Annotated in this window: 10 protein-coding genes; 9 read left to right on the plus strand and 1 reads right to left on the minus strand. The window is 34.3% G+C overall.

Annotated features, from left to right (window positions below; genetic code table 11):
• Positions 1-80 precede the first annotated feature (80 nt).
• The 9 genes from N4A45_05065 (at position 81) to N4A45_05105 (ending at position 13,153) form a co-directional block, all read left to right on the plus strand.
• A complete protein-coding gene (locus N4A45_05065) occupies positions 81-1,061 on the plus strand; it encodes a hypothetical protein (GenBank protein ID MCT4664585.1) in 981 nt (326 codons plus the stop codon).
• A 239-nt stretch (positions 1,062-1,300) separates the two neighbouring features.
• The gene (locus N4A45_05070) at positions 1,301-2,299 is read left to right on the plus strand and encodes an NAD(P)H-dependent glycerol-3-phosphate dehydrogenase (GenBank protein ID MCT4664586.1); all 999 of its coding nucleotides are present in this window, start codon (positions 1,301-1,303) and stop codon (positions 2,297-2,299) included.
• 9 nt (positions 2,300-2,308) lie between these two features.
• Positions 2,309-3,523 carry a SufS family cysteine desulfurase gene (locus N4A45_05075; GenBank protein MCT4664587.1) on the plus strand — a complete coding sequence of 405 codons (1,215 nt, stop codon included), beginning with the start codon at positions 2,309-2,311 and terminating at the stop codon, positions 3,521-3,523.
• A gap of 60 nt (positions 3,524-3,583) precedes the next feature.
• Complete coding sequence (nadE, locus tag N4A45_05080; GenBank protein ID MCT4664588.1) at positions 3,584-4,366, plus strand: NAD(+) synthase; 783 nt, start codon at positions 3,584-3,586, stop codon at positions 4,364-4,366.
• 152 nt (positions 4,367-4,518) lie between these two features.
• On the plus strand, positions 4,519-5,256 hold the full coding sequence (locus tag N4A45_05085) for a histidinol phosphatase (protein ID MCT4664589.1): 738 nt from the start codon (positions 4,519-4,521) through the stop codon (positions 5,254-5,256).
• A gap of 385 nt (positions 5,257-5,641) precedes the next feature.
• Positions 5,642-6,142, plus strand: a complete 501-nt coding sequence (locus tag N4A45_05090; protein ID MCT4664590.1) for a hypothetical protein — start codon at positions 5,642-5,644, stop codon at positions 6,140-6,142.
• A 93-nt stretch (positions 6,143-6,235) separates the two neighbouring features.
• The gene (locus N4A45_05095; protein MCT4664591.1) at positions 6,236-8,335 is read left to right on the plus strand and encodes a helix-hairpin-helix domain-containing protein; all 2,100 of its coding nucleotides are present in this window, start codon (positions 6,236-6,238) and stop codon (positions 8,333-8,335) included.
• 57 nt (positions 8,336-8,392) lie between these two features.
• Positions 8,393-10,162: a chloride channel protein gene (locus tag N4A45_05100; GenBank protein MCT4664592.1), complete on the plus strand. Its 1,770-nt coding sequence runs from the start codon at positions 8,393-8,395 to the stop codon at positions 10,160-10,162.
• 234 nt (positions 10,163-10,396) lie between these two features.
• Positions 10,397-13,153 carry a hypothetical protein gene (locus N4A45_05105; protein MCT4664593.1) on the plus strand — a complete coding sequence of 919 codons (2,757 nt, stop codon included), beginning with the start codon at positions 10,397-10,399 and terminating at the stop codon, positions 13,151-13,153.
• 696 nt (positions 13,154-13,849) lie between these two features.
• On the opposite strand, the gene N4A45_05110 is transcribed toward N4A45_05105, so the two are convergent.
• On the minus strand, positions 13,850-15,283 hold the full coding sequence (locus tag N4A45_05110) for an FG-GAP repeat protein (protein MCT4664594.1): 1,434 nt from the start codon (positions 15,281-15,283) through the stop codon (positions 13,850-13,852).
• Between the last annotated feature and the right edge of the window lie 280 nt (positions 15,284-15,563).

The following is a 15,563-nucleotide window of genomic DNA, read 5'->3' on the forward strand; positions in this document are numbered from 1 at the left end:
TCAGGCATTCATTTTCTGATGTGTATCAGAGTTTTTTGAATCAATATGCTCAACATACTAGAATACCAATACCATTTTCTATGAAAAGATTATTTTTAAGTGTTTTATCATTATTTATGATTGGATTTTTATTTCAATCCTGTGATAATGCAGTAACAGAAGAAACTGAAGAATTTTTCCAATATTATCTTTCAAAGTCTACAGATCCTGTGACTGATATGGGGAAAATACGTGCTTTCCAAAATTATAAATCCGTAAAAACAGATACAGGGATTTACATTACTGCCTATAATATCGGTGATGCTTATGACTCGGTGGAATTTGCTTTTAAAACCGTAAAAGGACACGATTTTTTAGTTGGAGAATACCCTTTAATGTTTGACTCAAAAGTGATAAACGTTAAGTTTTATGCAGGAGATAAACTCTTTAGTTTAGGAGCTGGAGAAATGCAAGTGAACTACTTAAACAGAAGAATCGATTTTGATTTTGAAGGAACGCTAACAAACGGAGACCGTATTAATGGAGGAATGGCAGACAACCTTGTTATAAATACATACGGAAATAAAGGATTAAATGGTTCTGTGAATAAACCAAACCCAGAGCCAGGACCAGATCCAGGACCAGATCCAGAACCAACAGGAGATCCAAATACTATTGAAGGAAATTTTGGGGGTAATTCAAGAAAATGGAATGCAACTATGGTATCCGCTTCATTCATTGTTCAAGCACAAGCAAAAAACTTAACAATAAATGCTTTAGATCCCGCAAATAATGGCGTACTAGGAGTTGCAATAACCAATATTGATGGCAATAATATTAATTCTATCATTGGGAAAACTCTAAAAGCCGCAGATGGTGCAATCATTAGTTATATTAAACCTAATGAACAATTTCCTTACACCAATACTATAGGAGGGAATGCTTCTTTTAAATTGACCAATTATAATGCAAATACCAATGAAATTTCTTTTGAGTTCCATGGGCAAATAAATAATTCTGTTAATGCCAATGAAAATATGGTAATTACTGCAGGTAAAGGGATTAAAGTAAAGATTGAGTAAAAAATCTATATAAACAGAACAAAAATCCAGCTTCTTAACCATAGAAACTGGATTTTTTTTGCGAAAGAAATAATACGATTTCTAGTATAATTTACCAATGACTATAAACGTAGCAAAACTCACCCGACTTTCTTTCCAAAAGAATAATGCCTGCCTTTAGATTCCTTATCTTTGTTTTTTGAACCCCAAAACGAAGGAAGTTTAAACAAATCTTCTCTCAAGTTCAGAATCTATTATTTATGCAAGAACATAGAAAAAAAATAGCCATTGTAGGTGGAGGAAGTTGGGCAACAGCCCTAGCGTATATACTCAGTAAAGGACAAGAAAATATCCTTTGGTGGATGCGTTCAGAAGAGAATATTAACGATTTTCAGCGTGAAGGAAAAAATCCAAACTATCTTACCGATGCCCATTTTGATACTGATTCAATAGAATTTAGCACCGATCTTCGATATATTGTCCATCAAGCTCAATATATTATTTTGGCCATCCCTTCAGCCTTTTTGCATTTGGCTTTACAAAACAGTGGAGCCAGTTTTAAGAATAAAATTGTTTTTTCGGCAATAAAGGGAATCGTACCCGAAACAAATCAAATTATTGGTGAGTATCTTATGGAACATTATCAAGTTCCAGCAGAAAATATTGGTGTAATTACAGGGCCTTGCCATGCAGAAGAAGTAGCCTTAGAGCGTCTTTCTTACCTCACAATTGCTTCCGAAAACGAAAAACATCGCCAATTTATGGCCGAAAAATTACGTTGCAATTTTATTGCCACCACAGAGTCTGATGATATTTATGGGACCGAAATAAGTGCTGTTCTTAAAAACGTTTATGCAATTGTTATAGGAATAGCCCATGGTGTGAGATACGGAGATAACTTTAAAGCCGTTCTTATTTCTAATGCAATTAGGGAAATAAAAAGATTTGTTGATGCTTATCATCCTATTGATAGAGATATCAATGATTCAGCTTATTTGGGAGATTTATTAGTGACTTGTTATTCAAAGTTTTCTAGAAACAGAACTTTTGGCGTAATGCTAGGACAAGGATATTCTGTAAAATCTGCACAAGTGGAAATGAATATGGTTGCCGAAGGGTATTATGCCATAAAATGTATGCACGCTATAAACGAAAAATACCAAGTAAATATGCCTATTTTGGAAACGGCATTTAATACTGTTTATAGAAGTATTTCACCAAGAATAGAGCTCAAAATTCTTTCCGACCAACTCAACTAAAAAGACGATATGTATCCCATCGAAACCATAAGAAAAGATTTTCCAATACTTGAAGAACAAGTACATGGGAAATCCCTCATTTATCTAGATAACGGAGCCACTACACAAAAACCTCAAGTGATGATAGATGCCTTGGTTCAATACTATTCAAGCTATAATAGTAATGTTCATAGAGGAGTACATCATTTAAGTCAAAAAGCTACTGATGCCTTTGAAGAAGCTAGAAGAACGGTTCAGAAATTTATTGGAGCAGAAAAAGAGCAAGAAGTCATTTTTACTTCAGGAACTACCGATGGAATTAATATAATTTCCACCATTTTTGGAGCAAGTAAAGTGCAAAAAGGTGATCGAATTTTTGTGGCAGAATCAGAGCATCATTCCAATATTGTACCCTGGCAATGGGTTTGCGAACAAAAGGAAGCGGAGCTCATCAGTATTCCGTTTACAAAGGAAGGCTTAGACATCGATTTTTTTGAAAAAGAAGCCAAAAAGGGAATCAAATTAGTGGCCATTGCAGCCATTTCTAATTCATTGGGAGTTGTAAATCCCATTGAGAAAATCATAAAAATAGCCAAAGAAAACGGAGCATACACTTTAATTGATGCAGCACAATCTGTGGCACATCAAAAAATAGATGTACAAAAAATGGATTGTGACTTTATGGTTTTTTCGGGTCATAAACTTTATGGACCTACAGGAGTGGGTGTGCTTTATGGAAAATTTGATCTTTTGAATGAATTACCACCCTATCGTGGAGGTGGAGAAATGATTGCAATAGTAACGATGGAGCAGTCAACCTATGCTTGTCTGCCTCATAAACTAGAAGCTGGAACGCCTAATATTGCTGATGTAATTGCTTTAAAAACAAGTATCGATTATCTTGAAAAAATAGGTTTGGATACCATTGCCGAGTATGAACATGAACTCGTACAATACGCCTATCAAGAATTAGAAAAAATAGAGGGAATAGAAATTTACGGTAGTAAAAAGAACCGATCTGGTGCCATTTCTTTTAATCATAAAGATATACATGCCTATGACATAGGAACACTTTTAGATCAAATGGGAATTGCCGTAAGAACAGGAAATCATTGTGCACAGCCTATGATGAAATGTTTAGGTATTTCTGGAACAGTTAGAGCCACTTTTGCACTTTATAACACAAAAGAAGAAGTAAATATTTTGGTAAAATCATTGAAAAGGGCTTTAATGATGTTATTATAACTTTGAAAAGTAATTTTTTAAGAAAAAATATAAATTTAGTAAAACCTAATCCTGGAAAAAATGCAAACAAAAGCAGTCATTGATCATATTGTTAATTGGTTAAAAGAATATAAGGAAAATAGTGGAACAAAGGGCTTTGTAGTTGGAATTTCTGGCGGAATAGACTCCGCTCTTACTTCTACTTTATGTGGATTGACAGGAGCTGAGGTAGTGTGTGTAAATATGCCCATACATCAATTTCAAGCAGAATTAGATCGTTCTGAAGAACATATTGCATGGTTAGAAGAACAATTTGGAACTCAAATTCAGAAACAAAGAATAGATCTAACAAACACATTTGAAACCTTAAAAAAAAGCTTGCCAGAAGACACACATACGCATCTTAACCTTGCCAATGTGAGAGCCAGAATAAGAATGACAACACTTTATGCACTGGCAGGAAGTCAAGGAAAACTTGTGGCCGGAACAGGTAATAAAGTAGAAGACTTTGGTGTGGGGTTCTTTACAAAATATGGTGATGGTGGTGTAGATTTAAGTCCAATAGCCGATTTGACAAAAACAGAAGTCTATGCTTTGGCAAAAGAACTAGGAGTACCACAATCTATCCAAAAAGCTGCACCTACTGATGGGCTTTGGGAAGATGGAAGAAGTGATGAAGATCAAATAGGCGCTTCTTATCCCGAATTAGAATGGGCTATGCAGGTTTATAATGAAGGAAAAAAAGCTGATAACTTTTGTGGAAGAGAAAAGGAAGTATTCAAAATTTATGAAAGAATGCACCGTTCTAATTTGCACAAAATGAAACCAATTCCAGTTTGTGAAATTCCTGTTGCGTTCAAATAATTCTGTATTAACAAAACAAAATTATTATATCATTGTATTTTTATCGTTAAAAAATATACGATAAGAACTTTTTTATTAAATTTATTCTACTATCTTGCAAGTAATGCAATGCAGCTTTAAGGTAGATAATAACAAGATTTTTTATACTTTTTATGAATTTCTTTTTCAGAAAAAAACGAAATAAAGTAGATGTTTCAGCAATAAAAACAGATGTGCATTCTCATCTTTTGCCAGGAATAGACGATGGAGCACAAAAAGTGGAAGAATCTATGGATATGATTCGAGCACTAGTTTCTTTGGGTTTCGAAAATTTTGTTTATACGCCCCATATTATGGGAGACTATTACCCCAATAATGCCGAAACTATCGGGAACGCTCTCAAAGAAGTAGATTACAAGCTAAAAATAGAGTCTATGCATGGGCATAAACACCACGCTGCTGCAGAGTATTTTTTTGATGAACGTTTATTAGAATATTTAGAAAATAAAGAGTTAAGAACCTTTCCAAATACCCAAAATTTCCTATTTGAACTTTCTTTTAGATTTAGACCAAAAGGGGTGAAAGATTTTGTTTATCAAGCTCAAATGAAAGGATATAAACCTGTTTTGGCACATCCTGAGCGTTATGAATATATGACCTTAGATCAATATGAGGATCTCAAAAATAGAGGAGTACAGTTTCAGTTAGATTTAATGTCACTAACAAATCATTATTCTAAACCAGCAAAAAAGAATGCAGAACTACTCATTTCAAAAGGAATGATAGACTGGGTAGGAACGGATATTCATAGAATGAAGCATATAGACGTATTAGAAGAAGCACTTTGTACAAAAGCTTGTCATGAATTAGTAAATTCTGGTAGATTGCTTAATCCTACACTGTTTAAGTAGCGATGACTTTCCCTATTACCAAATGGGAATAGTGAACCTTGTATTGTTTGATTTTTTATTGAAATCGAAGAATATAGTCCTGTGCAATTGTTTTTTTTAAAAGTAAATAAAAACATCAAACAACTAATACCATTTATGGTGTTAATTTACTCATAGGTATAATGCCGATACATTGCTAAAAGCCAGTTATAAACGCAGTGAAATAAGTGGGTAATTTTAGCAAGTAATCGGTATAATTCAAAAAAAAACAAACAAATGATCAAAGCAATGATAAAGAGAATTAAATGGTATCATATTCCGCTTTTTCTTTTTGGGTTTTATATAGGACAGGAGCTATTTCTTGAAGTCGAACACTATATTACTATGAATATAAACCCTTATACTGATGTTAAAGTTTTCCTTCCTTAAAAGTCTATTTCTTGTCTTATTTTTTGGTGTTGTATCAGGATATTTATACGATTATGGTACAGCCAAATACGAAGAATCTAAATTTTATCAACTAGAAGAAGTCCATCTAGATATAAAAGATAATTACTTTACCCTAGATAGCCTAGCATTTACATTTCCAAAAACAGGGAAGTATCTTATTGGGCTTTGGGGAACTTATTGCAGTATTTGCATCGATAAATTTGATGATCTTGAAAGAGTTAAGCAGCAATATCCAGATTTTGAAATTATTTTAATTTCTAGTGAAAATATAGCAGTCATCAAAAATTTTATTGACTATCATCCGCAGTATCCCAGCTTGAAATTTATAAAATCAAATAGCCATTTTTCCGAAATGGGACTCCTTGCAGTTCCAAACTATTTTTTAGTTGAAAACGGAGAAGGAAGAATGCTATCAAAACAAATGCGTGAAATTTATAAAGAATTCCCTGTGGAATAGATGAAGTCTTCGGACCAGAATTTTTACTCCCAACTCCAAAAATGAGATCTTTATCGTTTCTTTGTATTCAGAGAAATAGAGTTCCTGAGCATCATGACACCAAACACTTATATACAAGAAAATACCAGTTATCATAAAAACGCCATTCAGGCTGTTGTTACCCTTTTAGATGGGGGCGCTACGATTCCTTTTATTGCCAGATACAGAAAAGATCAAACAGGAAATTTGGATGAAATAGCCATTTTAGAAATCCAAAAACTAAAAGAGAAACACGAAAAGCTGGTTGATAGAAAAGAAAGTATTCTTAAAAAACTCCAAGAAATAGGAGTGGAGGAAAATATCTTATCCAAAGTGAAAACTTGCTGGGATTTGTCAGAGCTTGAAAGGATTTATGAACCTTTTAAAGTGGCTAAAGGAAAGATACTAGAAAAAGCCATTACAGCAGGTTTTGAAAAATTTGCCAAGATGTTGATGAGCAATAATTCTATAGAGCCCTCTAGTTTTTTTGCCAGTAAAACTTGTAAAGATTTTCCTGATGCGGATGCAGTAGAAAAAGGAATTGCTCAAATTGTACAGCATTTTGTGTATCAAAATTCACTAGATTTTGTGCATCAAAATGCCCTCAGAAATGGATCTTGGCAATCCAAATTAAAGAAAACTGCCGATGAAGAAAAGGTAAAACATTTTAGTGCCTATACCGATTTTTCTCAACGAATAAATAGAATTGCTTCTCATCAATTCTTAGCTTTAGAACGGGCAAAAGAAGAAAAAGTACTGTCTGTAAAATTGGATTATGATAAAGCCTATTTACTCGAAAAAATTAATGAGAGATACTTAAAGTCGCATTTGGAACAAGCAGATTGGCTAGAAAAAGAGATCAAAACCTGTTTTCAGAAAAAACTGAGTCCGAAAATAGAACGTGAGCTTTGGAAATATTCTAAAGAGCAAGCAGATGAACAAGCCGTAAAGGTTTTTTCAAGAAATTTAAAACAATTACTACTCACGCCTCCTTTGGGTGAAGCACGAGTTTTGGGAATTGATCCGGGTTTTAGAAGCGGCTGTAAACTCGTTTGTATTGATCGAAATGGAGATTTATTACATAATGAAACTATTTTTCCTTTTTCCGATGAGATCAATAAACGAAAAATGGCAGGTAAAAAACTTCGACATGCTACAGAAGTCTTCAAGATTGAAGCCATTGCTGTGGGTGATGGTACGGCAGGAAAAGAGACTTTAGATTTTGCTCAAAAACAATTACTTTATAATAAAATCCCCATCATTGAAGTAAACGAAAGTGGCGCATCTGTGTATTCTGCCTCTTCGGTGGGTAGAGAAGAATTCCCTTCTTATGATGTCACCGTTCGAGGAGCAGTTTCTATTGCGAGGCGTTTAGTAGATCCTTTAGCAGAACTCATTAAAATAGATCCAAAATCCATTGGAGTAGGACAATATCAGCATTCGGTAAATCAGAAATTACTGGAAGAAGAGCTGGGTTTTTGTGTAGAGTTTTGTGTAAACGAAGTAGGAGTAAATCTTAATACTGCCTCAAAATATTTATTGAAAAGAATAGCAGGTCTCAATGAAAATTTGGCACAAAAGATTGTGGAAAAAAGAAGTGAATTAGGAGCTTTTGAATCTCGTAAACAATTATTGGAGGTAAAAGGTTTAGGAACGAAAGCTTTTGAGCAATCAGCAGCATTTATGAAAATTTTTGATGGAGAAAATCCTTTGGACGCAACGGGAATACATCCAGAAAATTATCAAGCTATTTATCAGCTCACTAGGAGTGAGGATATTAAAGAAATAAGAGAAAAAATTGGCGAAATTTCTGATCAAGAAGCAGAAGAAAATGGTATTGGGAAACATACTTTTACTGATATTAAAAATGCCATTCTCAAGCCACAGAGAGACCCAAGACCCAAGCTAAAAGATACAGGAATTGATAACGGATTCAAAAGTATAAACGATGTTTTTGAAGGGCAAATGATTCAAGGAAAAGTGAAAAATATTACCAATTTTGGGTGCTTTTTAGACATCGGAATTAAAGAAAATGCACTGCTTCATATTTCAAAAATAAAGGCAGCTTTTGTAAGCGATGTTCATGAACATGTAAGCTTAAATGAAATATTGGAAGTAAAAGTGATACAGGTAGATAAAGAACAAAAAAGAATCGGTGTATCTTTAATTGATTGATTGTTTGATATTCATTTGGTATAATTTTGTATTTTCACAAAAGATAATAAAACTCCATTGCTAAACACTATTAAAAAAGCAGTACTCCAAGTACATCTTTGGCGGATTAAGAATATTCCGCTCAAGAATTTTTTGCTGATAATTAGTATTTTCATAGGAATTTTTTCGGGTTTACTAGCGGTGAGTCTCAAGGTTTCTGTTAAAGCATTACAGGGATTTATAGATTCGTTTCATCATTTCGATATTGGAAATTATCTTCATCTGTTTTATCCCGTAATTGGAGTCATTTTGAGTTTTTTGATCATAAAAAAAATCCTTAGAATTAAAATTCCAAAAGGGATTCCAGAAATTCTTCATAAAATTTCAAAAAAAACAGGGAAAATTTCCCATTATCAAGGACTTAATTCTTTTTTAGGTGCCATTTTTACGGTAGGGTTTGGAGGTTCTGTTGGGCTTGAAGCTCCTGCTGCACAATCGGCTTCGGCTTTTGGTTATAATTTAGGAATTCTATTTAACCTAAATCATAAAGCCAAAATTTTACTCATAGGATGTGCCGCATCGGCAACACTTTCTGCTATTTTTAATGCACCCATTGCAGCTGTGGTATTCGCTTTGGAGGTTTTTATGTTAGATCTTACTACAGCATCCATTGTTCCCTTATTATTGTCTTCGGCAACGGCCTTGCTTACTAAGTATTTTTTGATGGAAAATGATACTTCTTTTCATTATACCTTAGGACAGGTTTTTGATCAAAGTTATCTTCCCCAAATCGTACTATTGGGTGTTTTTACGGGGATTTTTTCGGCAGTTTATCACAGGATTTATTTTTATACAGAGCAGTTTTTTAGCAGGTGGAATAAACTTTGGATAAAATGGCTTGTGGGTGGTATAATTTTGGGAATTCTGATTTTCCTTTTTCCATCACTCTACGGAGAAGGTTATGATTATATCAATCAATTATTGAGTGGAAATGATGCCAATTTTTGGATTTTTGAAACCGATGGTTTCCTTGTTTTTGTTATCCTTATGCTACTTATGGTCCTTTTTAAGGCAATCGCCAGTGCAATTACCATACAAATGGGTGGAATAGGTGGGGTTTTTGCTCCCAGTTTATTTATTGGAGGTTCTTTCGGTTTTTTGATAGCCAAAGTGCTCAATTTCTTTGGAATGGAAGCCAATACGGGCCAGTTTACCCTTTTGGGAATGGCAGGCTTAGTATCGGGATTATTGCACGCTCCACTCACTGCTATCTTTTTAATTGCTGAAATTACAGGTGGTTATAAGCTTTTCCTTCCGCTTATGATTGTAACGGCAGTGGCATTCGTAATCAGTAAATATTTTGAACCAAATTCAATCTACAAAAAACAGCTTATTCGACGGGGTAGTAGCTACGGTCGAGGAAAAGATAGATTGGTAATTGATCAAATATCTTTTAGAGAATTAATAGAAAAAGATTTTTATACGATTCATATAGACGACCATTTGGGAAGCTTGGTGGAAGCTGTAAAAAATTCGAGTAGAAATATGTTTCCTGTAATAGATGACGAATACAATTTTTTAGGAATTATTCAACTCGATGATATCCGTGAATACCTTTTTGAAACGGAGCTTTACGAACAGATGAGTATCCGAGAAATTGTACATGATCCAGTTGCTCAATGCGATATTAATATCGAAGCCTCAGAAATGATTGATTTGTTCAAAAAGTCCAATGCTTGGAATATTGTAATTACCGATCAAGGTAAATACGTCGGTTTTGTATCAAGATCCAAGATCTTCAATGTGTATCGAAAAACGATGATCCGTTATACTCAGGAAGAGTTTTGATTAACATATTGAAAAAAAATATAAAAGACTAATCCCTTAGGTCAAATTAGCTTTCATTAATAATATATTCACATTTTCAATGTGAAATTGGAATTACCATTTGGTTTTTGCAGAAAATTACTCAGTTCAGTACTTGATATTGTTGTTTGGAACAAAAAAATACCGTTCAGAACAAAAACGATTTTGACCGTCATTTTTCAAACTACTTTTGAAAAAAATAAACATAGTTTAAATATGAAAGTAGTTAGCACCATTAGTAAGTGGTTGTACTTAATTACGGTAATAAGTACACTCACAATTTCTACCCGTTCTTATAGTCAAATAGGAATAGGGACTACCAATCCTCATCCTTCTGCCATTTTGGAGTTGGAGTCTACCTCTAAAGGGTTTCTACCACCCAGACTTACAGAAACTCAAAAAAGCAATATGGTAAATCCTGCAAGCGGACTTATGATCTATAATTTGGATAAGAAGTGTATTGATGTGAATCAAGGAACTCCAACTACTCCTGATTGGAACTGTTATGGCTTCACACCAAATATAACAGTTTTTAACGGCTGTAATTCTAATGGAATTGCGGGTAATTATGTCTTAAACCAAGCCTTAACCGCTTCTCACTATTATTCAATAAACATTCAAAATGCTGGAACTACTTCTAGTGGAGCGCTTAATTTTGCGACCTCAGATTTAAGTCTTTCTGGTAATAACGGAGGAATCACAGTAGCTTCGGTCTCTCCAACTTCAGCTAATATTCCAGCAGGAGGAAACCAAGTAGTGACTTACCAACTTACTGGTACCCCTACACAATTAGGTAATTTTACGACTTCATGGTCCAATAGTGGATTATCTTGTAGTGGAAGTGAAACTATTTCGGGTATTCCTGTTTTGGCTGAAGTTTGTACAGGAACCAATGGACTTAAAGGGAATTATACTCAAAACTCTGCATTAAACAATACACACTATTTCCGTGTAAGAATCAATAATACAGGATCGGCAGCTTCCGGAACACTTAACTTTGCGACCTCGGATTTAAGTCTTTCTGGTAATAACGGAGGAATCACCGTAGCTTCAGTTTCTCCAGCCACTGCAACCATTGCAGCAGGAGGAAATCAAGTAGTGACTTACCAACTAACAGGAACTCCTACGCAATCAGGTAACTTTACGACTTCATGGTCCAATAATGGATTATCTTGTAGTGGAAATAGAACTATTTCGGGTATTCCAGTTTTGGCCGAAGTTTGTACAGGAACCAATGGACTTAAAGGGAATTATACTCAAAACTCAGCACTAAATAATACGCATTATTTCCGTGTAAGAATCAATAATACAGGATCGGCAGCTTCCGGAACGCTTAACTTTGCGACATCAGATATTTCTTTATCGGGTAATAACGGAGGAATCACCGTAGCTTCAGTCTCTCCAGCCACTGCAAACATTGCAGCAGGAGGAAACCAAGTAGTGACTTATCAACTTACAGGAACCCCTACACAATCAGGTAATTTTACGACTTCATGTTCCAATAGTGGATTATCTTGTAGTGGAAATAGAACTGTTTCTGCTCCTATTGTTACTAATGATTGTAATACAAATGGTATTGAGGGAACCTATATACAAGGAGCGAATTTAACCGCTGCAAACAAATTTACGGTTACTATTAATAATACAGGTACTGCTAGTAGTACTCAGACATTCTCTACAGGTGATTTGAGTTTAAGTGGTGTAGGAGGTATGACCGTATCTTCTGTTAGTCCAACTTCAGTGAATATTCCAGCAGGTGGCTCACAATTAGTTACTTACCAATTAGGAGGTACACCAGCGGCTTCTGGAACCCTCAATGTCACATGGAGTAAGACAGGGTTTACTAGTTGTACTAAAAATCAAGCTGTTCAAATTGGAAATGCCAATTTTAATTTCCCAAAAACAGCGTATATACTTTCCACAATGGATGGAAGTCCACAGGTTAATTTCCAAGGTGTAATCAATAATACAACCAAGAAAATTTTAATTAAAGTTCCTTATACAGGAGGAGTGGGAAGCTATGCGGCATTTAATGGGACTTATGTAGCCAATAATCCAGGTACTGGTCAAAGTGATAATAATAGTTTCCGAATTACTTATCCTGCAGGAAATTTCTCTGCTTCAGGAGTAATCACAGTAACCATACAAGTGAATGGCGATGGAAACTTTAATATTAAAAAACTATTATTTAATGCTGAAAATACCATAGCTACATTAAACTTTTCGATAAATGGAGAGAGCAAAGGAAATATTATACTAAAAGGTGCTGGAGGAATTCCAGATAGACGATATAGTGATCCTTCACACCGTTTTGTATATGCTCCTATACTTGCAGAAGATGGAAATATTTGGCTTAATAACAATTTAGGGGCAAATTATGCCAACAGAAATATGACATCAGTATTTGATCCATCTAAACAAGCCACCTCTGTAACGGATAGGCATGCTTATGGATCGCATATTCAATGGGGTAGATTTACAGATGGTCATGAGCTTATGACATATCCTACAAATACTACAGCAAACTTAACGAACCCAACTAATGTTACATATACCAAGTCTCCAACAGATGTCCCAGGTCATAGTAATTTTATTCTTGCATTTGGAACACCTCCTCAATGGCACAATAGTGGAGACTGGAGAAGTACTCCAAATACAAATTTATGGCAGGGAGTGAACGGAACGAATAATCCTTGTCCTGTTGGATATAGAGTGCCAACATTAAGTGAATTCACAACATTGATTAGCGTGGAAGAAATGACTAATCTATCAGGTTATGTAAATTCTTTAATTTTTCCAAATGCAGGAGCAAATGGAGGAGATAGTGCTCCAGGAGGTTATGCTAGATATTATACTTCTACAGTGAACTCTGGTACAAGATCTCGAGTAGTTACAAGAACTTTAACTGGGGTACCATTTTTACATCAATCTGGACGTCACAATGGAAACTCTGTGAGATGTATTAAAAATTGATAAGTAGAAAAATAATGTTAAAAAAAATTGATGTGAGATCTCTTTTCACATCAATTTTTTTTGTTTAATAATCTGTCATGGTAAGAGGAAAAGCTTTTTGCTACTTTTATTAGAAAATGGGATTCGGGTTAGGTTTGTTGTAAATGTTTAAATAATTCTTGTTTTCCGACCCTATGGGTCAAATCTAAAAAATAGAAGTGTGGCTCAATTTTTAAGTCGAACTTACGTTAATGTTAGGAATTCTGATTGAATTATTCAATAACTTCGTCTTTTCAATTTCTTGACCAAGCTACTGATCCTTATTTTAGTAGATATTCTGTATGTATGTTAATATGATAGCAACTCACAATATTCCTAATAATTTCTACATTTTCTAATTTACAAACTTGAAAAAGTATTTCCCTACACCGTTTTTGATCATTTCCCTTAAGCTCTTTGTTTTGATATTTTGTTATCCAAACAATATGGCAAGATCAAAGAATAATACCATAAATGGTATAACAGCATGACTCTTTTTTCTGTACGCTTTAAAGATAATTCAATAATTTTTTACCCTCCGCTAAGGTTCTGCAATGGAATTGTAGGATTTTTATCCCATTTCTGGGGTAAAAAAAAGAGACTGCCATATTATTTTATGGATCAGTCTCTTGGTAATCTAAAAATGAAATTTATTTAGTTGGCAAGAAGAAGAGTGTATCAGTAAATCAAATAAACGGCTCCTAAATCACTGTTATCTCTCGGAGCTCCTACTATGGCTTGAGTTCCTACTGAATGAAAGCTCACTGAAAACCCAAAATCGTTGATCCCAATATGATTATCCGGCGTTATTTTTTTGTGTTCTACCCAATTATTATTGCTATTTAGAGAGTAAAGGTAAGCAGCTCCTATTTTTGAATTATCTATCGGTGCACCAATAATCATTCTAGACCCATCATTACTAAAATCTAAAGAGGTACCAAATTCACTTGCTCCGATAGCATTTGTAGGAATAATTTTTTGATTTTGTACCCAAACATTAGATCCATTTAAAGAATATATATAAACTGCTCCAATGCTATTATTATCAGTGTATGAGCCTACACTAAGTGTGGTCCCATCGGAATTTAAGGCAATTGATCTACCAAATTTTCCTGCTCCAACATTGTTAGTTGGAATTATCTTTTGATCTTGCACCCAAACGTTGGATCCATTTAGTGAAAACACGTAAACCGCTCCAATGTCCGAATTATCAAGATATGCACTCACAATAAAACGTGTTCCATCTGCATTTAGTGCCATAGCAAGGCCAAATAGACCATTGCCAATACCATTTGTAGGAATAATCTTTTGATCTTGTACCCAAACATTAGATCCATCTAACGAATAAACATATACAGCGCCTATACTGCCGTTATCAGATAAAGAACTTGCAATAATTTTCGATCCATCTGCATTGAAATCTACAGAACCTCCAAATTGACCTGTACCAATTCCATTAGTTGGAACAATTTTTTGATCTTCTACCCAAACATTTGATCCATTTAATGAATAGATATATACTGCTCCTATACTGTTATCATCGGAAAATGCACCTACGGCAATTTTTGTACCATCAGGACTCATTTTGGTAGCATAACCAAAGTTACTTACTCCAATATTATTCGTAGGTACTATTTTTTGATCTTCTGTCCAGACACTGTCGTTTATGGAGTAAACGTAAACAGCACCCATACTTGAATCGTCTAAATATGCACCAACTACTCCGTTTTTTCCGTCATCACTCAAACTAACGGTTGTACCAAAATATGAACTCCCTATTCCATTGGGGGTAATTATTTTTTTCTGTTTTGTAGGTAGGTTGTAAACTTCAATATTAGTACATAAATTCACCCAGATATTCGAATTATAAGTACATAAACAATTTTCATCTATACTGTAGACCATCAATCCTTCTGCAGGATTTATAATATCGTCAATTTGACTATAAGTCAACCTAGGCATCAAGAACCCTTGAGTACTTGAGGATAATTCTAAAGTGGCCGATTGATCAGGAATCGTTGTTCCAATACCGATTTGAGCGAAACTAGAAAAAGATGTGACTGTTAGAATAAGTAGTATAAAGGCAATACCTAACATTGATTTATTTTTCATAAAAGAGTTTTTTTTTTGATTACAAACTTCACGATACAAAGATTCATGAGAATGTTTTTTGTTCTATACACACAGAATTTGTTCTGAACGACAGTGTTTTGAATGATAATTTTGAAATGCACACAAGAATCTAAACTAGGGTTATCGATTTTTTGATATTTCAGTTTGAAAAACTAGGAAAATGATACGATAAGAGTTTGAAAATTATTGTCTATTCACTATTTATAGAGTAAAAGTAATATGGCTGTGGCTTAAATACTTATGTAGATTGTATATGATT

The sequence above is a fragment of the Flavobacteriales bacterium genome (genome assembly GCA_025210805.1).
Lineage (GTDB): Bacteria > Bacteroidota > Bacteroidia > Flavobacteriales > CAJXXR01 > JAOAQX01.

What these genes read in the sequence shown, in the direction of transcription:
- N4A45_05065 (MCT4664585.1), top strand. Translation starts at nt 81, where the DNA reads ATGAAAAGATTATTTTTAAGTGTTTTATCATTATTTATGATTGGATTT.
- N4A45_05070 (MCT4664586.1), top strand. Translation starts at nt 1,301, where the DNA reads ATGCAAGAACATAGAAAAAAAATAGCCATTGTAGGTGGAGGAAGTTGG.
- N4A45_05075 (MCT4664587.1), top strand. Translation starts at nt 2,309, where the DNA reads ATGTATCCCATCGAAACCATAAGAAAAGATTTTCCAATACTTGAAGAA.
- nadE (MCT4664588.1), top strand. Translation starts at nt 3,584, where the DNA reads ATGCAAACAAAAGCAGTCATTGATCATATTGTTAATTGGTTAAAAGAA.
- N4A45_05085 (MCT4664589.1), top strand. Translation starts at nt 4,519, where the DNA reads ATGAATTTCTTTTTCAGAAAAAAACGAAATAAAGTAGATGTTTCAGCA.
- N4A45_05090 (MCT4664590.1), top strand. Translation starts at nt 5,642, where the DNA reads ATGTTAAAGTTTTCCTTCCTTAAAAGTCTATTTCTTGTCTTATTTTTT.
- N4A45_05095 (MCT4664591.1), top strand. Translation starts at nt 6,236, where the DNA reads ATGACACCAAACACTTATATACAAGAAAATACCAGTTATCATAAAAAC.
- N4A45_05105 (MCT4664593.1), top strand. Translation starts at nt 10,397, where the DNA reads ATGAAAGTAGTTAGCACCATTAGTAAGTGGTTGTACTTAATTACGGTA.
- N4A45_05110 (MCT4664594.1), bottom strand. Translation starts at nt 15,283, where the DNA reads ATGAAAAATAAATCAATGTTAGGTATTGCCTTTATACTACTTATTCTA.